General features: G+C 68.1%; 17 protein-coding genes and 1 tRNA gene. 6 read left to right on the top strand and 12 right to left on the bottom strand.

From position 1 onward, the window contains the following. Positions 1 to 63: 63 nt before the first annotated feature. From lon to KF887_14470, 3 genes are all read left to right on the top strand, one after another. Entirely contained in the window at positions 64 to 2,469 is a 2,406-nt protein-coding gene (lon, locus tag KF887_14480) for an endopeptidase La (protein ID QYK40610.1), read from the top strand. Positions 2,470 to 2,666: 197 nt separating this feature from the next. Continuing rightward, positions 2,667 to 3,032 carry an HU family DNA-binding protein gene (locus KF887_14475; protein QYK40609.1) on the top strand — a complete coding sequence of 122 codons (366 nt, stop codon included), beginning with the start codon at positions 2,667 to 2,669 and terminating at the stop codon, positions 3,030 to 3,032. Positions 3,033 to 3,045: 13 nt separating this feature from the next. Beyond that, a tRNA-Val gene (locus KF887_14470) sits at positions 3,046 to 3,120 on the top strand. 280 nt (positions 3,121 to 3,400) lie between these two features. On the opposite strand, the gene KF887_14465 is transcribed toward KF887_14470, so the two are convergent. After that, positions 3,401 to 4,132, bottom strand: coding sequence for an SDR family oxidoreductase (locus KF887_14465; protein QYK40608.1), 732 nt, complete (start codon positions 4,130 to 4,132; stop codon positions 3,401 to 3,403). 120 nt (positions 4,133 to 4,252) lie between these two features. On the opposite strand from KF887_14465, the gene KF887_14460 reads away from it, so the two are divergent. The 3 genes from KF887_14460 (at position 4,253) to hemF (ending at position 8,686) form a co-directional block, all read left to right on the top strand. Beyond that, positions 4,253 to 5,608, top strand: a complete 1,356-nt coding sequence (locus KF887_14460; GenBank protein QYK40607.1) for a phosphomannomutase — start codon at positions 4,253 to 4,255, stop codon at positions 5,606 to 5,608. A gap of 66 nt (positions 5,609 to 5,674) precedes the next feature. After that, positions 5,675 to 7,711: an NADH:flavin oxidoreductase gene (locus tag KF887_14455; GenBank protein ID QYK40606.1), complete on the top strand. Its 2,037-nt coding sequence runs from the start codon at positions 5,675 to 5,677 to the stop codon at positions 7,709 to 7,711. An 84-nt stretch (positions 7,712 to 7,795) separates the two neighbouring features. Further along, the gene (gene hemF / locus KF887_14450; GenBank protein ID QYK40605.1) at positions 7,796 to 8,686 is read left to right on the top strand and encodes an oxygen-dependent coproporphyrinogen oxidase; all 891 of its coding nucleotides are present in this window, start codon (positions 7,796 to 7,798) and stop codon (positions 8,684 to 8,686) included. 132 nt (positions 8,687 to 8,818) lie between these two features. On the opposite strand, the gene KF887_14445 is transcribed toward hemF, so the two are convergent. From KF887_14445 to bchL, 11 genes are all read right to left on the bottom strand, one after another. Then, positions 8,819 to 9,277 (bottom strand): cytochrome C, encoded by a 459-nt coding sequence (locus KF887_14445; GenBank protein ID QYK43587.1) that lies wholly within the window; start codon positions 9,275 to 9,277, stop codon positions 8,819 to 8,821. Between the two features lie 72 nt (positions 9,278 to 9,349). After that, entirely contained in the window at positions 9,350 to 10,564 is a 1,215-nt protein-coding gene (gene hemA, locus KF887_14440) for a 5-aminolevulinate synthase (protein ID QYK40604.1), read from the bottom strand. Positions 10,565 to 10,575: 11 nt separating this feature from the next. After that, positions 10,576 to 11,361, bottom strand: a complete 786-nt coding sequence (locus KF887_14435) for a DUF3623 domain-containing protein (GenBank protein ID QYK40603.1) — start codon at positions 11,359 to 11,361, stop codon at positions 10,576 to 10,578. A gap of 66 nt (positions 11,362 to 11,427) precedes the next feature. Next, entirely contained in the window at positions 11,428 to 12,522 is a 1,095-nt protein-coding gene (gene acsF / locus KF887_14430; GenBank protein QYK40602.1) for a magnesium-protoporphyrin IX monomethyl ester (oxidative) cyclase, read from the bottom strand. Then, positions 12,519 to 12,815: a hypothetical protein gene (locus tag KF887_14425; GenBank protein ID QYK40601.1), complete on the bottom strand. Its 297-nt coding sequence runs from the start codon at positions 12,813 to 12,815 to the stop codon at positions 12,519 to 12,521. The genes acsF and KF887_14425 overlap by 4 nt, the downstream gene beginning before the upstream one ends. A 79-nt stretch (positions 12,816 to 12,894) precedes the next feature. Further along, positions 12,895 to 13,356, bottom strand: coding sequence for a photosynthetic complex assembly protein (locus tag KF887_14420; protein QYK40600.1), 462 nt, complete (start codon positions 13,354 to 13,356; stop codon positions 12,895 to 12,897). Positions 13,357 to 13,367: 11 nt separating this feature from the next. Further along, positions 13,368 to 14,000: a PH domain-containing protein gene (locus tag KF887_14415; protein ID QYK40599.1), complete on the bottom strand. Its 633-nt coding sequence runs from the start codon at positions 13,998 to 14,000 to the stop codon at positions 13,368 to 13,370. Between the two features lie 65 nt (positions 14,001 to 14,065). Then, positions 14,066 to 14,839 carry a photosynthetic reaction center subunit H gene (puhA, locus tag KF887_14410; GenBank protein QYK40598.1) on the bottom strand — a complete coding sequence of 258 codons (774 nt, stop codon included), beginning with the start codon at positions 14,837 to 14,839 and terminating at the stop codon, positions 14,066 to 14,068. 15 nt (positions 14,840 to 14,854) lie between these two features. Beyond that, positions 14,855 to 16,294 (bottom strand): PucC family protein, encoded by a 1,440-nt coding sequence (locus KF887_14405; protein ID QYK40597.1) that lies wholly within the window; start codon positions 16,292 to 16,294, stop codon positions 14,855 to 14,857. After that, entirely contained in the window at positions 16,291 to 16,950 is a 660-nt protein-coding gene (gene bchM, locus KF887_14400) for a magnesium protoporphyrin IX methyltransferase (GenBank protein QYK40596.1), read from the bottom strand. The genes KF887_14405 and bchM overlap by 4 nt, the downstream gene beginning before the upstream one ends. Then, entirely contained in the window at positions 16,950 to 17,852 is a 903-nt protein-coding gene (gene bchL, locus KF887_14395) for a ferredoxin:protochlorophyllide reductase (ATP-dependent) iron-sulfur ATP-binding protein (GenBank protein QYK40595.1), read from the bottom strand. Before bchL ends, bchM begins: the two co-directional genes overlap by 1 nt.

Below are 17,852 nucleotides of genomic sequence, written 5' to 3'. Positions count from 1 at the left end.
AGGGGAAGACCCCTGGGCCGCCGATGACCGGGGCCGGGTCTTCCTGCCAGACAAGGACATCCGATGACCGAGATTCTTTCCCCCAGCTACCCGGTCCTGCCGCTGCGCGACATCGTGGTCTTTCCCCACATGATCGTGCCGCTGTTCGTGGGACGGGAAAAGTCGGTGCGGGCGCTTGAGGAGGTGATGGCAGAAGACCGCCAGATCCTGCTTTCCAGCCAGATCGACCCCACGATCGACGATCCGGGCACGGACGGGATCTACAAGGCCGGCGTGCTCGCCTCGGTGCTGCAACTGCTGAAGCTGCCTGACGGCACCGTGAAGGTGCTGGTCGAAGGCAAGCGCCGCGTGCGGATCACCGATTTCCTGAAGAACGATGCCTTCTTCGAGGCGCGCGTCGCATCGCTGACCGAACTTCCGGGCGATCCCTCGACCGTCGAGGCGCTCGTGCGCGCGGTGACGGACGAGTTCGAGAAATACGCCAAGATCAAGAAGAACATCCCCGAAGAGGCGGTCGCCGCCGTGAGCGAGACGCGCGAACCTGCGCGCCTGGCCGATCTGGCTGCGGGGCACCTGGGCATCTCGGTCGCGGACAAGCAGGCACTGCTCGAGACGCTTGATGTCGCGCAGCGGCTGGAGCGGGTCTATGGGCACATGCAGGGCGAGATGTCCGTCCTGCAGGTCGAGAAGAAGATCAAGAGCCGCGTCAAGACCCAGATGGAGAAGACGCAGCGCGAATACTATCTGAACGAGCAGATGAAGGCGATCCAGCGTGAGCTGGGCGATGGCGAGGGCGAGAGCGAGATCGCCGAACTGGAAGAGCGTATCCGCAAGACGCAGCTTTCCAAGGAAGCGCGCGACAAGGCCGAGGCCGAGGTCAAGAAACTGAAGACCATGTCGCCCATGAGCGCCGAGGCGACCGTGGTGCGCAACTACCTCGATTGGCTGCTGGGCGTTCCCTGGGGCGTCAGAAGCCGCATGAAGAAGGATCTCGGCGCGGCACAGAAGGTTCTCGATGCCGATCACTTCGGGCTGGAAAAGGTCAAGGAACGCATCGTCGAGTATCTTGCGGTCCAGGCACGCAGCGCCAAGCTGAAGGGCCCGATCCTGTGCCTCGTCGGCCCTCCGGGCGTGGGCAAGACCAGCCTCGGGCGCAGCGTGGCCAAGGCCACGGGGCGCGAATTCATCCGCATCAGCCTGGGCGGGGTGCGCGATGAATCCGAGATTCGCGGCCACCGGCGCACCTACATCGGCTCGATGCCGGGCAAGATCATCCAGTCGCTGAAGAAGGCAAAGACCACCAATCCGCTGATCCTGCTGGATGAGATCGACAAGATGGGGCAGGATTTCCGGGGTGACCCGTCGTCGGCCCTGCTCGAGGTGCTGGATCCCGAACAGAACAACACATTCGTCGATCACTACCTCGAGGTGGAATACGACCTGTCGAACGTGATGTTCATCACCACGGCGAACTCCTACAACATGCCTGGGCCGCTGCTTGACCGGATGGAGATCATTCCGCTGGCCGGCTACACCGAGGACGAGAAGCGCGAGATCGCCAAGGGCCACCTCATCCCCAAGCAGGTGAAGAACCATGGCCTGAAGAAGGGCGAGTTCACCGTCGCCGACACCGCGCTGACCGAGATGATCCGCACCTACACCCGCGAGGCGGGCGTGCGGAACCTGGAACGCGAGATCGCGAAGCTGGCCCGCAAGGCTGTGACCGAGATCATGAAGGGCAAGGTCAACTCGGTAGAGGTAACGCCGGAGCGGCTCGAGTCCTTCCTCGGGGTCAAGCGGTTCCGCTATGGCCTGGCCGAGAAGGAGGATCAGGTGGGCGTGGTGACCGGCCTGGCCTGGACATCGGTCGGCGGCGACCTGCTGCAGATCGAGGCGCTGAAGCTGCCCGGCAAGGGGCGGATGAAGACCACGGGCAAGCTGGGCGACGTGATGAAGGAATCGATCGACGCGGCGAGCTCGTTCGTGCGTTCGATCAGTCCGCAGATCGGGGTGAAGCCGCCGAAGTTCGAGACGGTGGACATCCACGTCCACGTGCCCGAGGGCGCGACGCCCAAGGACGGACCTTCGGCCGGGATCGCCATGGTCACCTCGATCGTCTCGGTGCTGACGGGCATTCCCGTCCGCAAGGACATCGCCATGACGGGCGAGGTCACGCTGCGCGGCAATGTGCTGGCCATCGGCGGCCTGAAGGAGAAACTGCTCGCCGCTCTGCGGGGCGGCATCAAGACCGTGCTGATCCCTGAAGAGAACGCCAAGGACCTGACCGAGATTCCGGCCAACGTGACCGAGGGCCTGACGATCATCCCGGTCAGCCATGTGCGCGAGGTGCTGACGCGTGCCTTGGTGCGCGCGCCGGAACCCGTGGAATGGGATGAGGCAGCCGAAGAGGCCGCCGCCGCCGCGCGCCATGCCTCCAGCGAGGCTGCGGCGGGCCAGACCGCGCACTGATCGTTCAACCGGTCACCATCGTTCCGAAGGGGCGCGCCGCAGGGCGCGCCCCTTTGTCGATGATATTCCGGGCAGTTGCGCGCGCCGACCGCCAGTGTCAGGCTATTCTGCGATTCTTGTCTTAGAAGGCATTGCAATAAAAGAAAAAACGACTATAGTTTTTTCGGAACGAATTTCTGGCCCTGAAAGGATCACAGATGACCGACGCAGAAGAAGCCGCCGTTGCGGCAAAGGGTGCCAAGCGGAAGCGCGCGCCCAAGGAAGGCGCCGCCGAAGGCGCGCCCGAAGCACCGTCGCTGACCAAGCGCGTGCTGTTCGAGCGCGTGGAAACCGCGACCGGCGCAAAGAAGAAGGCCGTGCGCGAGATCGTGGATGCGACGCTCGCACAACTGGGCGAGGCGCTTGCCAAGGGTGAGTCCCTGGTTCTGCCGCCGCTGGGTCGCATGGCCGTAACCCGGACCAAGGGCGACAAGGGCACGATGATGGTGCGCTTCCGCAAGGCCACCGAGCGCGACGCCAAGAAAGACGGCGACCCCCTTGCAGAGGCTGCCGAAGCGGAATAATAGACCCGCCACCGGGCGATTAGCTCAGCGGTAGAGCGCTTCGTTCACATCGAAGATGTCAGCGGTTCAAATCCGTTATCGCCCACCATGATTTGCATCGACCCGCAGGCCGTGACCGGCCCGCGGGTCGTTTGCTTTCCGGTCCGCGGCGTCCGAACGAAGACGCTGTATCGGACCGGTGACGTTGCCGACCTCGCCACGCGGTGGCCGGGCTGCCCGCGCAGTTGCGGAACCGCACCTGACCGCGCATGCCAGCGGGCTGCCGGAACACGTCTGGGCCGAGGTGGCCCGGATGTGATGCGCCTGCCGCATCGTCGGCTTTCGGACGGGCGGCGTAGTGTCGCCGGCGCGGGGCGGCAGAACCGCGCTCAGACGTTCGACCATCCGCCGTCGATGATCTGTGTCGTGCCGGTGGTGAAGGCGCTTTCGTCCGAGGCGAGATATACCACAAGCGCGGCGATCTCCTCGGGTCGGCCGGTCCGTCCCATCGGCTGGCGTGCCGTGAAGGCCGCCCGTGCCGCCGCGTAGTCCCCTGTCGCCGCGAGCCGCGCCTCAAGCGACGGGCTTTCGACGGTCGCCGGGCAGATCGCATTGCAGCGGATGCCCTGTGTCACGAAATCTGCCGCGATCGAACGGGTCAGGCCGATCACGCCGGCCTTGGTGGTGCCATAGACGAACCGGTTGGGCGCCGCGATCAGCCCGGAGACGATCGAGGACATGTTGATGATGCTGCCACCGCCCCGCGAAAGCATCCCGGGCAGGATGGCGCGGCACATGCGGTAGGCGGCGGTCAGGTTCAGGTCCATGCTGAAGGCCCATTGATCCTCGTCACAGTCCAGGATCGTGCCATGCGCCACGAAGCCCGCGCAGTTGAACAGCACATCCACCGGTTCCGCAGCCATCGCGCCGACCTGCCCGGGGTCGCGGACGTCCAGAACCTTCGTCCGGACGCCGTTCAGGGTCGCCAGGGCCTCGGGGTTGATGTCGGTGGCCAGGACGTCCGCACCCTCGGCCGCCATGGCAAGCGCCGATGCCCGCCCGATGCCCTGTCCCGCCGCCGTCACAAGGGCACGCTTGCCCGCCAGTCGTCCCATGAGCATTCCCCCTTCCGCCTTTGGCCCGACTGTCGCGGCCACCGCGGCATTGCGCAAGGTGCGCCGATGCTGGACGGGCCGGATCGCGCCGCCTATGACGGGCCGGGCGCGGCAAGGAGACCCGGCATGACGCTGACCTGCTTCAAGGCCTATGACATCCGCGGGCGCCTGGGCATCGACCTCGACGAGGGCATCGCCCGCCGCATCGGACGCGCGTTCGCCGACGGCATGGCGGCACGCCGGGTCGTTCTGGGGCGCGACTGCCGGGCCTCGTCGGCCGCGCTGTCGGCTGCGGTTGCCGATGGGCTGGTGATGCAGGGCGTGCAGGTGATCGACCTGGGGCTTTGCGGCACCGAAGAGGTGTACTTTGCGACCGACCACCACGGCGCGGACGGCGGCATCTGCGTGACGGCGTCACACAACCCGATGGATTACAACGGGATGAAGCTAGTGGGGCGCGGGTCGGCTCCGCTCGATCCGGCAACCGACATGGCGCGCGTGCAGGCGCTTGCCGAGGCGGGCGCATTCGCGGCCGCCCTGCCGGGCGCGGTGTCGGCTGCCCCGGAAACCCGCGCGGCCTATGTTGCGCGCGTCCTGTCGCTGGTCGACACGCGGGCGCTGCGGCCGCTGCACATCGTGGTGAATGCCGGAAACGGCGCGGCTGGCCCCACCTTCGATGCGATTGCCGCCGCCCTGGCCGACACACCCCTGCGCTTCACCCGGCTGCACCACGATCCCGACGGCACCTTTCCCAACGGGATCCCGAACCCCCTGCTTCCGCAGAACCGCCCGGCCACGGCGCGGGCGGTTGTCGCCGCCGGGGCCGATTTCGGTGTGGCCTGGGATGGCGATTTCGACCGCTGCTTCCTGTTCGACCATCGCGGCGGTTTCGTGGACGGCGAATATGTCGTGGGCCTGCTGGCCGAGGCCGCGCTGGCGCGCGAACCCGGCGCGGCGATCGTGCACGATCCCCGCGTCGTCTGGAACACGCAGGACGTGGTGGAGCGGGCCGGGGGGCGGGCAGTGCAGGCCCGCACCGGCCATGCCTATCTCAAGGCGGCGATGCGGGCGACCGGCGCCATCTATGGCGGCGAGATGAGCGCGCATCACTACTTCCGTGACTTCATGGCCTGTGATTCCGGCATGATCCCCTGGCTGCTGGTGGCCGAACTGGTGTCGCGCCGGGGTGTCGGGTTGGCCGACCTGGTGGACAGCCGCCGCGCGGCCTTTCCCTCATCGGGCGAGATCAATTTCCACTTGCCCGATCCGGCCGCCGCGGTGGCCAGGGTCGAGGCGGCGCTTTCCCCGCTGGCCATGGCGCGGGACGACACCGACGGGCTGTCGCTCGACCTCGGGCGGTGGCGGCTGAACCTGCGGCGGTCGAACACCGAGCCGCTGTTGCGGCTGAACGTCGAGGCGCGGGGCGATGCGGGGCTTGTCGAGACGGGGGTGGCGCAGGTCCGGGCGCTTATCGGCGCCTGAGGGGTCGTTTTCTGGCTATCCCGCAACCCGCGCACACGACAGTCTGTGCCGGACAGAGGAGCGCCCATGTCGAACGATCCCCTCCTGCAACCCTACCGGCTGAAGCATCTGCGGTTGCGCAACCGCGTCATGATCACATCGCACGAACCCGCCTATGCCGAGGATGGCATGCCCAAGGCCGCCTACCGGGCCTATCACGCCACCCGCGCCCGCGCAGGCGTGGCGATGACCATGACGGCGGGTTCGGCATCGGTCGCCCGCGACAGCCCTCCCGCCTTCAACAACATCCTTGCCTGGAAGGACGAGGTGGTCCGCTGGATGGCCGAGCTTGCCGACGAATGCCACGAGGCAGGGGCGGCGGTGATGATCCAGCTGACGCATCTTGGCCGCCGCACCCGCTGGGACAAGGGCGACTGGCTGCCGGTCGTCGCCCCCGGATACGCCCGCGAACCGGCACATCGCGCCTTTCCCAAACTGATCGAGGACTGGGATATCGCCCGCATCGTTCAGGACTATGCCGATGCCGCGCAGCGGATGCAGGCGGCTGGGCTCGATGGCATCGAGATCGAATGCTACGGCCACCTGATGGACCAGTTCTGGTCGCCGCGCACCAATGACATGGATGGGATCTGGGGCGGCACGCTCGAGAACCGCATGCGGTTCTCGCTTGAGGTTCTCGCGGCCATACGCGCCCGTGTGGGGCCGGATTTCATTGTCGGCGTCCGCTATGTGGGTGACGAGATGGCGGAGGGCGGCATCGACGCCGCCGGAGGCCGGGCCATTGCGCGGCGCCTCGTGGACAGCGGCCATGTCGATTTCCTGAACGTGATCCGCGGGCATATCGACACCGATCCGGCGCTGACCACGGTGATCCCGGTGCAGGGCATGGCATCGGCCCCGCATCTGGATTTCGCGGGCGGCATCCGCGCCGAGTTCGGCCTGCCCACGTTCCACGCCGCGCGGATCCCGGATCTGGCGACCGCGCGTCACGCCATCGCAAGCGGCAAGCTCGACATGGTGGGGATGACGCGGGCGCATCTGGCAGACCCGCTGATCCTGAAGAAGCTGCTGGCGGGGCAGGAGGACCGCATCCGCCCCTGCGTCGGCGCCAACTATTGTCTCGACCGGATCTATCAGGGCGGGCAGGCGCTGTGCCTGCACAACCCCGCCACGGGGCGCGAACGCGACTGGCCGCAGGAGGTGCCGCAATCGGGGGGTGGCCTGCATGTCGTGGTCGTGGGGGCCGGGCCGGGCGGGCTCGAGGCCGCGCGGGTCACGGCAGAGCGCGGGCACCGGGTCACGGTGCTCGAGGCGGCGCCGCAGGCGGGCGGGCAGGTGCGGCTGGCGGCGACCTCGCCACGTCGGCGCGAGTTGCTGGGCGTGACCGCCTGGCGCGAGGCCGAGTGCCAGCGGCTTGGCGTGGCCTTCCGCTTCAACACGGTCGCCGAACCCGAAACGGTGCTGGCAGAAGGCCCCGACGTGGTGATTGTGGCCACCGGGGGGTTGCCGCATACCGATGTGGTGCCGCGCGGCGCGGATCTGGTGGTGTCCGCCTGGGACATCCTGTCGGGCGACGCGCTGCCGGGGCGGGATGTGCTGGTCTATGACGATGCGGGCGATTTCGCGGGGCTGCAGGCCGCCGAGCGCATCGCCGCATCAGGTGGCCGGGTCGAGATCGTCACGCCCGACCGCAGCTTTGCGCCCGAGGTGATGGGGATGAGCCTGTCCCCCTTCGTCAAGACGCTGCAGCAGGCGGGGGCGCGATTCACGGTGACATGGCGGCTGCGCGAGGTGCGGCGCGACGGCAACGCGCTGACCGCGCGGCTCGGGTCGGACTACGGCCCGGCGCAGGAGGATCGTCGGGTCGATCAGGTGGTGGTGAACCACGGGACGCGCCCGCTGGACGATCTGTACCTGGCGCTGAAGCCGCTCTCGTCCAATCTGGGGCAGGTCGATTACCCGGCGCTGATCGAGGGCAGGGTGCAGGCGCTGGCGCCAAATCCGGATGGCCGGTTCCGGCTGTTCCGCATCGGCGATGCGGTGGAAAGCCGCAACATCCATGCCGCCGTGTTCGACGGGCTGCGGTTCGGCATGGGGCTGTAGCGCCGCGCGCCGTGACCGCCGATGCCGCATTGCCGGGACTGCCGCGGCTTTGCTACTGTCAGCCGAAGTTGACAGGAGGATGCGATGCTGGACGGTCTGAACGTGGAGCGCGACACCGCGGCGGCCTGGTTCCGCGACCTGCGGGACCAGATCGTCGCTGCGTTCGAGGGGCTGGAGGACCGGCTGACGGAGGGTCCGACCGCCGCGCTTCCGCCCGGCCGGTTCGAGGTCACCGCGACGCGGCGGCATTCCGACGACGGCTCTGACGCTGGCGGCGGCCTGATGAGCGTGATGCGCGGCGGGCGGGTATTCGAGAAGGTCGGCGTCAATGTCTCGACCGTGTTCGGCGCGCTCGGGGCGCAGGCACAGAAGGCGATGGCGGCGCGCGGTGTGCCGGGGATGGCCGACGACCCGCGGTTCTGGGCCTCGGGGATCAGCCTGGTTGCCCACATGCAGAACCCGCATGCACCGGCGGTCCACATGAACACCCGGATGTTCTGGACCCCGCATGCCTGGTGGTTCGGAGGCGGCGAGGATCTGAACCCCTGCATCGAATACGCCGAGGATACGGCCCATTTCCACGAGACGCTGGCGCGGTTCCTGGCGCCGCATGGCGCCGATCTCTATCCGCGGCTGAAGGACTGGGCGGACGAGTATTTCTTCGTGCCGCACCGGGGGCGCGCGCGCGGGGTGGGCGGGATCTTCATGGACGACCGCAACACCGGCGACTGGGCGGCGGATTTTGCCCTGACGCAGGACATCGGGCGGGCCTTCCTGCCTGCCTATGTGCCGCTGGTGGAACGGCGGATCGGCCAGCCCTGGACCGAGGCCGACCGGGATATCCAGCTGGTGCATCGCGGGCTCTATGCCGAATACAACCTGGTCTATGACCGGGGCACCAAGTTCGGGCTGGCCACCGGGCACGACGCGAATGCCGTGCTGATGAGCCTGCCGCCGCTGGCAAAGTGGGTCTGACGCGAAGCGGGCGTCCCATCGTGGGACGCTTTTCGGACGCAGCGATTTCAATGGCTTGAGCGGCCGCGTTAACGACTTGTCAGGAAATGCGCGCGGTGGCGGCGCGGGAGCGTGCCCCGCGCCGTCCGCACCTCAGTTGGTTGCGGGCGCCGTTTCGGTGCCGGAGTCAGCCCCGTCCCCGGCCGCCGCGGGCGAGAACGTGGCAAGGAAGGCCGCGAGGTCGGCGGCATCGTCCGCCTGCCGCACGCGGTGCGACATGCCGGACCGCGCGCGCGGGTTGTCCAGCCGCGCCTTCAGGTAGTCGGGCGGATTGACCAGATAGGCCGCCAGTTCGGTTTCGTCCCAGACCAGCCCCGCGGCGCCCGCCTCGACAATCGAGGGCTGATAGCGGAAGCCCTCCACGCTGCCGGCCTGCCGGCCGATCACGCCGTAGAGGTTCGGCCCGGTGCGGGCATTGCGGCCCGCAAGGGTTTCGCCCGCCTCGTTCTGGACGATGTGGCAGGTCTGGCACTGGCCGAACAGTTTCGCGCCATTTTCGGCATCGCCTGCGGCGAAGGCCGGGGCCGCAGCGGTGCCGAGGCCCAGGGCCATGGCAAGGATCGTGCGCATCGGTCTCTCCCAAGTGGTGTCGGTCTTGGGAAACTGGGGCCGGATGCCCCGCGATCAAGCCACCGCGTGCGACAGGGCGCAATGTTTCCAGAGGGATTCGAGCGCCCTCACGAGTTTGTCAATGTCCGTGTCCGAATGCAGGGGCGAGGGCGTGATGCGCAGCCGCTCGGTGCCCTTGGCCACGGTGGGGTAGTTGATCGGCTGCACGTAGATGCCCCAGTCCTGCATCAGGATGTCGCTGATCATGCGGCATTTCACCGGATCGCCGATCATCACCGGAATGATGTGGCTGTCGTTGGCCATGTGCGGGATGCCCGCCCGGTCGAGCCGTGCGCGCACCTTGGCCACGCGATCCTTCTGTGCGGCGCGTTCGGCGCCCGATGTCTTGAGATGGCGGATCGAGGCCGTGGCGGCGGCCGCGACCGCCGGGGGCAGGGCGGTGGTGAAGATGAAGCCGCTGGAAAACGACCGGATGAAATCGCACATCGCGGCGCTGCCCGTCACATAGCCGCCGACCACGCCGAAGGCCTTGCCCAGGGTGCCTTCGATCAGGTCGATCCGATGCGCCAGTCTTTCGCGTTCGCTGACCCCGCCGCCGCGCGGGCCATACATGCCCACCGCATGCACCTCGTCGATGTAGGACAGCGCGCCATGCGCCTCGCAGACCTCGACGATCTCGCGGATGGGGGCGATGTCGCCGTCCATCGAATAGACGGATTCGAAGGCCACCAGTTTCGGCCGGTCGCCCACCGCGCGCAGCTTGCGGTCAAGGTCGCGCCAGTCGTTGTGGCGCCACAGCACCTTGTCGGCGCGGGAATGGCGGATGCCCTCGATCATGCTGGCGTGGTTCTTCTCGTCCGACAGGATCACGACATTCGGGATCCTGGCGCCGAGCGTGCCGAGTGCTGCCCAGTTCGAGACATAGCCGCTGGTGAACAGCAGCGCCCCTTCCTTGCCGTGCAGGTCGGCCAGTTCCGCCTCGAGCAGGCGGTGGCAGTGGTTGGTGCCGCTGATGTTGCGCGTGCCGCCCGCGCCGGTGCCGCAGGACTGCACGGTATCGACCATGGCCTGCACCACGTCCGGGTGCTGGCCCATCCCCAGATAGTCGTTCGAGCACCATACGGTGATGTCCTCGGTCGTGCCGTCGTCGCGCCAGCGGGTCGCGCGCGGAAAGGCGCCGCGCCGCCGTTCCAGTTCCGCAAAGACGCGGTAGTTGCCCTCGGCCCGCAGGCGATCCAGTTCCTGGGTGAAAAAGCCTTGGAAATCCATCGTCTTGCCTCTCAGTCCTTGGTCATCGGTTTGGGCGCGGGCATCATCCAGCGCCAGAGTTTCTGGTCGGGCAGCGGCAGCACCATGAACCAGTGTTCCAGCAGTGCCAGCAGCGTCAGCGCCGCCAGCAGCGCGAAGCCCGTGGTCTGGCCAGGCGTTTCCGCCTGCCAGAGCCGTTCCAGCCAGCAATAGGCGGCAAAGGTCAGCAGGCTGACCGAGACCGGGAAGAACGGGTTCATCCCGGCGCGGCGGAAATGGCTGGGCAGGTGCGACAGGGTGCGCGGCAGGAATTCGGTGTGGATGCGGGGGACGCCGAAGAACAGGTTCAGCTTGGCCGAGATGCGGGCGAAGAACAGCACCGCGAAGGTCCACCATGCAAAGGGGTTCGCGGCACCCTGGGCGATCTGCGCCAGCACGAGCAGCGCCGAGAGCAGCGCCAGTTCGTGCCAGGCGACGGTGCCGAAGCCGCGGACGAAGCGGTCCCAGCCGCCGGCACCGGGGGGGCAGGGGCTGCGGTTCGGGCCTGTGATCAGGCCGGAGAGGAAGGCAAGCTCGATCCAGCCCCAGACGGCGAGCGCCGAGAGGAACCCCAGAAAGGCCCCCAGCGACGAGGGGTCGGCGGCGGTCTGGCTGGCCCCGATGACGCCGGCGGCCAGGACCGGCAGCGTCAGCAGGCAGGACCAGATATGCGCGTCATGGCCGCGGTTGTCGGCGGCTCGGACGCGCATCAGCAGGAGGCCCGTGGAAAACCACCACAGGAACAGCGCCGCAAGGGCCGCGATCCAGGGGTTTTCCATGTCACTCCTTTCGTTGTTGTGCCGCCGGGGGTCCGCGCCCAGACCCCCGGCAGCGGTGCGGGGACGTCAGTAGGACGGCTCCAGCCGCACGTTCGCAGGCAGGTCCTGATGCTTGACGGGGATCAGGTAGAGGCTGGCAAAGGCAAGCGCGGCCCTTGCGGTGGCGGCAAGGCCCTTCATCCGGCCCATGACGCCGCCCTGCTTGCGGGCCGCGTCCATCGCGATGAAGGCGTCATTCATGCGCCTCAGGTTGGGTTTCCAGCGGGGGTGGTCGATGTCGAGCTCGATCGGGAAGATCTGGCGGGCGATTGTCGAGGTCTTGCGGAAGACCTCCTGATCATACCACTCGATGTCGACGCCGAGCGCCTCGTGGAAGCGGGGCCGGGCATGGTCGCGCACCCACATGGTCGAGTAGACGGCGGTCAGGAAGAACCGGATCCACAGCTTGTTGGTGAAGCTGGTGGTCAGCTTCGGGTCGGTCTTCATCAGCAGCGCGAAAGCCTCGCCGTGGCTGAACTCGTCGTTGCACCATTCCCTGAACCATTTGAAGATGGGGTGGAACCGGTGTTCGGGATGCGCCTCGAGATGCCGGAAGATGGTGATGTAGCGGGCGTAGCCGATCTTTTCCGACAGGTAGGTGGCGTAGTAGATGAACTTGGGCCGGAAGTAGGTGTATTTCTTGGCCTTGGTCAGGAAGCCCAGGTTCACCGCCACGCCCGCCTCGCGCAGCGCGTCGTTGATGAAGCCCGCGTGGCGCGCCTCGTCCCGGCTCATGTAGGAAAAAAGCTCGCAGATGTCGGGGTTTGCACCGCGACGCTTCATTTCCTTGTAGAGCACGCAACCCGAGAATTCGGCGGTGCAGGAGGAGACGAGGAAGTCGATGAACTCGCGCTTGAGGCCGGGTTCCATCGCGTCCCAGTCGATCTTGTCCCAGTCGGCGTTCTTCTTGAAATGGCCCTTGTTCGGGTCGGACTTCATCCGGGCCAGCAGCGCGTCCCATTCGGCGCGGACCGAGGTGACGTCGATGCGGTCCATCTCGTCGAAGTCGGTGGTGTAGAAGCGGGGATTGAGCAGGGTCGTTTCCGTGGCCATGGCGGTGGTGTCGTAGGCAGCGGCCAGTTCGGAATGCAGCTCGTCATGTGTGGTGGCATGGGCGTTCATTGCAGCACCTCGTCCGAGAAGGAAAATTCGCACAGTTCCATGAACTCGAAATCGCCGGTCAGCCGGGTCCACTGGCGTTCCAGCCAGGAGGCGCGGGTGATCGTGGCGGTGCGGTCCTCGCTGATCACCTCGCCCCAGGCCGCCAGGATCGGGCGGCCGTGGACCAGCACCTCGTCGCCCGGATGGACGACGGCACCGTTGTTGAAGCGGACATGCGCGTGCAGGCTTTCGAAGCGGTGGCTGACCTCGACGGTGACAGGCACCTCTTCCCTTTCCTTCGTGAAAAGTCCCATGTGTCTGGTTCCCTTGTTTTTTGTCGTCTTCTTTTGCCTGGCATCGGTCTGGCAGGCGTCTGGCCCGCGTCTGGCAGGTTCAGCGCGCCAGCAGGCGTTCGAAGGCCGCCCTGTTGTCGCCGCCGAAGGCGTAGAGTTCCACGCTCCACCCCGTCAGCGGGTCCTCGATGGCAAGGCGGTTGTTGGCATAGGCCACCAGCCGCACCGGCAGGTCGGGGCTCAGCCCGTGGCGGCGGCGTGTGGTCATCAGGCCGTTCTGCACCACGGTGACAAAGCCGCCGTGGGCAAGATCGGCCAGCACGTTCCCGTCGGCGTCGAGCACGGTCACCGCCTGGGCACCGCCGCCGATCAGGGCGATGGTGCGTTCCGACAGGATGGCGGCGGGCGCGGGCTGGCCCACGGTGTCGCGGCCTGTCAGCACCGCGAAGCTGACCACGGCCAGCGTGGCGGCGACAAGCGCCGCCATGGCGCGCAAAAGGACACGCGGGATCATCTCGCGGTCGCGGTGCTTCAGGGCGGGCTGGGCGTCGAAGGTGGCCATGGCGTTCCCTCCTATTCTGCCGCGACGGCGGTTGCGGGCCCGGTCTCGCGCCGCACCTCGGGCTGCGACAGGCGGGTTTCGGCGGCCTCGGCCAGAAGCCGGGCGATGCGCGCGGCATCGGGGATCGCGCGCAGCGCGGGCTGGGTGGGGAAGCGCCAGGGGCGCACATGCGGCCAGAGCACCAGATAGGACAGCCGCGTGTCGCCCTGGATGTCGAGCGCGATGGTCCCGGTTCCGTCGCGGCGCAGGTCAAGCTGGGCGCCCGCGATCTGGCGGAACGGCAGGTTGAAGGTGACCGACAGCGCGGCCCCGACGCGCAGCACCACGCGCGCGGTCGTGATGGTGTAGACCGTCGCCTTGGCCTGTGCCCAGGCAAGGGCCAGGATCAGCAGCGCGGCCCCGAGGGCAAGGCCGACATAGGGCAGGCCCCAGGCCAGCGCCCCGGGCAGCCCGGCAGCCGAAGCCCCGGCGCCGGCGCGCCACAGCACGACCAGCAGGAAATAGGCCAGCACCCACCGCAGTCCGAAGGCCTGCATGGCGAGCGCACGGGTGTCGGGGCGGCCCTGCCACAGGATCGTCTCGCCGCGCGGCAGATCGGCGGGAAGCCCCGGGTGGGTTTCGAAGGCGAAATCGTCGTGAGACATGGGCGCAGGTCTCCGGTTCGTGACGGGGCCGGGGCCAGCCCTGGGCTGGCCCCGGGGCGGTCAGGTCAGCCGAACAGCGCGCGCCATTTCGAGGCGCGCTTGTCGGCCGAATACATCAGGCCCCCGGCGACGTAGCCGGAGATCTTGTCTTCCTCGAGCATGGTGACCTCGGTGGTCGAGCGGGTGGCGGGGATGCCCGCGAAGAGATCCGAGGACAGGGCGTTGACGCGCACCCGGTCGCCTTCGATCTTGGCCATGGGCATCGGCACCAGCCGCTTTTCGCCCGTGCCGAGTGTCAGTTCGAGATAGCGCACAAGCTGTTCCGGCGCGTCCACCCAGAGATCGCTGACGGTGCCCACGAAGGCCAGGTCATTGGCCTGCACGCGCATCCCGCGCGGGTCGCGGCCCGCGCTGACCATGAAGCCCTCGGCCCGCGCCATCGGCACGATCTTGTTGTGGCCGTGGCCGTCGAGTTCCGGCAGGTCGCGGCGCGGCGCCCAGGATGCGGGGCCGACGCCGTCCTTCATCGCATCGCCGGTGGGGGCGTGGGGAAAGCCGTCGGACGTCGCGGTCCGGGCCAGCGCGACCTCGCGCGCCTCGCGCGCGTGGTTCGGGGCGGTCACGGTGCCCCGGCCGTGCGGCAGCAGGAAGGTCTTGGGTGCGGGCACCGGGAAGGGCCCCTGGTTCGGCGCGGGCGCGCCGTCCTCGGTTTCCAGCGGATAGCCTTCGCGCATGTTCTCGGTCTGCAGGTAGTAGATGAGCAGCGCGAAGAACCCCCAGAACAGCCAGATCGACAGGCTTGCGAGGTCGAAGTTGCCCCAGAATGTGACGCCAACCATGATGGTCCTCCTTGGTCAGGCAGGCAGGTCGGCAAGACCGATCTTGGCCGGGCCGCCCTGGGTGGAAGGGGAAAGACGCCCGAGCCGCACCAGCGGGCCGAGCACAACGAGGGTGAGGAACAGAAGTCCGATTTCGAGGTGGTAGACGAAGGAATAGCCGAAGGCCGGGGTGGCCAGCGCCGTGCCGAGGTGGCCGCCCATCGCGAGGCCGCCGATGCCGTCGCGGAGCGCGCCGGCCATGAGAATGGCCAGGCCCGCCGCCGTGGCCTGCGCCGCGCCCCAGGCGCCGAGCGCCAGGCCCCGGCCCGCGATGCCCTGTGCGGGCATCGTCATCGCCGCGGTCAGCGTGGCGACCGAGAACAGGCCGCCGCCCAGGCCGATGCCGCAGGCCCCGGCGTAGAACAGCACCGGCGATCCCAGCGGCGCCGCGAACACGACACCGGAAAACGCCGCGATGCCGATCAGGATGCCGCGCCCGCACATGCGATAGGGGTCCATCCCGCGGGTCAGCCAGCGCGCCGCCAGCGCGAAGCCCGCCAGCGCACCGGCGGCCCAGATCGCGGTCAGCAGCGTGGTGGCGGCGACGGACAGCCCCATGATCTCGCCGCCATAGGGTTCCAGAAGCACGTCCTGCATGTTGAAGCCCAGAGAGCCCACCGCGACCACGGCCAGCAGCCGCCCGGCCTGCCCGCCGGCCATCAGGTCGGCCCAGGCGTCGCGGAACAGAGGCCGGGGCGCGCTGCGCTCGGCCTCGGACATCGGGCGCACGCGCTCCTGCTTCCACAGCGCGACGAGGTTGATCAGCAGCGTGGCCAGCGCGCAGCCCTGCACCACCCGCACCAGCGTGAGCGGGCTGTAGTCGCGCAGCAGCCAGCCCACGACGAGCGCCGAAATCCCCATGCCGATCAGGAACATCACATAGAGAAGCGCGACCACGCGGGGGCGCGTCTCGTCGGTGGCGCGGTCGGAGGCGAGCGCCAGACCCGCCGTCTGCGTCATGTGCAGGCCGAGGCCGGTCATCAGGAATGCCAGCGCCGCCAGCACCTCGCCCGCGAAGGGCACGTCATGCACATGATCGCCCGACAGCACGATCAGCGCGAAGGGCATCACCGCGAGGCCGCCCATCTGCCAGAGGCTGCCGAACCAGAGATAGGGAATGCGCTTCCACCCGATCGCGCTGCGATAGGTGTCGGAGCGGAAGCCCAGAAGCGCGCGGAAGGGCGCGACCAGAACCGGAATGGCGATCATCGAGGCCACGACCAGCGAGGCCACCGACAACTCGACGATCATCACGCGGTTCAGCGTGCCGAGGCACAGCACCATCGCCATGCCCACCGACACCTGGAACAGCGACAGCCGCAGGAGCTGGCCCAGCGGCAGCCCCTCGGAGGCCGCGTCGGCAAAGGGCAGCCAGCGGAGGGTGAGCGACTGGACCTGTTTCTTCGTGACGATCACGCCGCCACCTCCAGACATTCGCTGATGTAGAAGCCGCGCGCGACGCGGCCGACGCGGGACAGGCCGGGCTGGCCACGGGCCAGCCGCGCATGGGCGTGGGGCACCATGGCGGGCGAGCGGTCGGCGCGGGGAAACAGCTTGCCCGCGCCCCACATCGCCATCAGCACCGGGGTCCGGGGCGCCACGGTAAAGACGACGCGGCCGGACCGCGCCGACAGGTCCGACAGGGCGCGCAGGATGTCGGGCTCGGCGTAGTAGATCAGGCTGTCCATCGCGAGGATGGCGTCGAACCGCCCCCGGTCGGCCAGCATGTCACCCGCCACGAAGGTCACGCGGGCCGCAAGGTCGGGGGCCAGCCGGGCCCGGGCGATCTCGATCAGCCGGGGCGAGATGTCCACTGCCACCACGTCGGCGCCGCGCGCCGCCAGTTCCGCCGTCATCACGCCCGGTCCGCAGCCCGCGTCGAGGATGCGTGCGCCCGCCAGATCGGCGGGCAGCCGCGACAGCATCAGCGCGCGCATGGCGTCGCGGCCCTCGCGCACGGTCTGGCGGATCCGGCTGACCGGCGCGTCGCTGGTCAGCCGCGCCCAGACCTGGGTCGCGGAGCGGTCGAAGTAGTCCTCGACCCGGGCGCGGGTGGCGGACCAGGCATCCATCAGTCGAATCCCAGCAGTTCGAAGATCTCGCGGTCGGGCAGGGGGGCCGGGGTCAGCGGAGCGGCCTCGGTCGACCGCCACAGCGCCTCGGCCAGCCGGATGTATTCGGCGCGGGCGCGCACCACGTCCTCGTCGGCGTCCATCTCGAACAGCGTCTTCTTCTTCAGGCGGCTGCGCCGGATCGCGTCGATGTCGGGCATGTGCGCGATGCGCCTGAAGCCGACCTTCTCGCAGAACCGGTCCACCTCGTTCGTCTCGCGCGACCGGTTGGCCACGCATCCGGCCAGCCGCACCTTGTAGTTGTTCGACTTGGCCTGCACCGCCGCGATGATGCGGTTCATCGCATAGATGCTGTCGAAATCGTTTGCCGTCACGATCAGCGCGCGGTCGGCATGCTGGAGCGGCGCGGCGAACCCGCCGCAGACCACATCGCCCAGCACGTCGAAGATCACCACGTCGGTATCCTCGAGCATGTGGTGCTGTTTCAAGAGCTTGACGGTCTGCCCCACGACATAGCCGCCGCAGCCCGTGCCCGCAGGCGGCCCGCCCGCCTCGACGCATTTCACGCCGTTGAAGCCTATGGTCACGAAATCCTCGGGGCGCAGTTCCTCGGCGTGGAAATCGACCTCCTTCAGGATGTCGATGACCGTGGGCTGAAGCTTGCCGGTCAGGGTGAAGGTGCTGTCGTGCTTGGGGTCGCAGCCGATCTGCAGCACGCGCTTGCCCATCATCGAGAAGGCGGCCGACAGGTTGGAACTGGTCGTCGACTTGCCGATGCCGCCCTTGCCATAGACCGAAAAGACCTTGGCGCCCTCGATCTTCAGGGCGGCGTCCTGATGCACCTGCACCGAGCCGTCGCCGTCCAGACCGCGAAGGTCCGGTATCTCGTCCCTGGGGCTCAT

The organism is Paracoccaceae bacterium, from assembly GCA_019454225.1.
GTDB lineage: Bacteria > Pseudomonadota > Alphaproteobacteria > Rhodobacterales > Rhodobacteraceae.
Note: the sequence above shows the minus strand (reverse complement) of the source record. Positions and strands in the feature narration are given on the sequence as shown.

Bases quoted from the DNA above. Each gene is read 5' to 3' on its own strand.
- lon (QYK40610.1), top strand. From the start codon at position 64: ATGACCGAGATTCTTTCCCCCAGCTACCCGGTCCTGCCGCTGCGCGAC.
- KF887_14475 (QYK40609.1), top strand. From the start codon at position 2,667: ATGACCGACGCAGAAGAAGCCGCCGTTGCGGCAAAGGGTGCCAAGCGG.
- KF887_14465 (QYK40608.1), bottom strand. From the start codon at position 4,132: ATGCTCATGGGACGACTGGCGGGCAAGCGTGCCCTTGTGACGGCGGCG.
- KF887_14460 (QYK40607.1), top strand. From the start codon at position 4,253: ATGACGCTGACCTGCTTCAAGGCCTATGACATCCGCGGGCGCCTGGGC.
- KF887_14455 (QYK40606.1), top strand. From the start codon at position 5,675: ATGTCGAACGATCCCCTCCTGCAACCCTACCGGCTGAAGCATCTGCGG.
- hemF (QYK40605.1), top strand. From the start codon at position 7,796: ATGCTGGACGGTCTGAACGTGGAGCGCGACACCGCGGCGGCCTGGTTC.
- KF887_14445 (QYK43587.1), bottom strand. From the start codon at position 9,277: ATGGCCCTGGGCCTCGGCACCGCTGCGGCCCCGGCCTTCGCCGCAGGC.
- hemA (QYK40604.1), bottom strand. From the start codon at position 10,564: ATGGATTTCCAAGGCTTTTTCACCCAGGAACTGGATCGCCTGCGGGCC.
- KF887_14435 (QYK40603.1), bottom strand. From the start codon at position 11,361: ATGGAAAACCCCTGGATCGCGGCCCTTGCGGCGCTGTTCCTGTGGTGG.
- acsF (QYK40602.1), bottom strand. From the start codon at position 12,522: ATGAACGCCCATGCCACCACACATGACGAGCTGCATTCCGAACTGGCC.
- KF887_14425 (QYK40601.1), bottom strand. From the start codon at position 12,815: ATGGGACTTTTCACGAAGGAAAGGGAAGAGGTGCCTGTCACCGTCGAG.
- KF887_14420 (QYK40600.1), bottom strand. From the start codon at position 13,356: ATGGCCACCTTCGACGCCCAGCCCGCCCTGAAGCACCGCGACCGCGAG.
- KF887_14415 (QYK40599.1), bottom strand. From the start codon at position 14,000: ATGTCTCACGACGATTTCGCCTTCGAAACCCACCCGGGGCTTCCCGCC.
- puhA (QYK40598.1), bottom strand. From the start codon at position 14,839: ATGGTTGGCGTCACATTCTGGGGCAACTTCGACCTCGCAAGCCTGTCG.
- bchM (QYK40596.1), bottom strand. From the start codon at position 16,950: ATGGATGCCTGGTCCGCCACCCGCGCCCGGGTCGAGGACTACTTCGAC.
- bchL (QYK40595.1), bottom strand. From the start codon at position 17,852: ATGAGCCCCAGGGACGAGATACCGGACCTTCGCGGTCTGGACGGCGAC.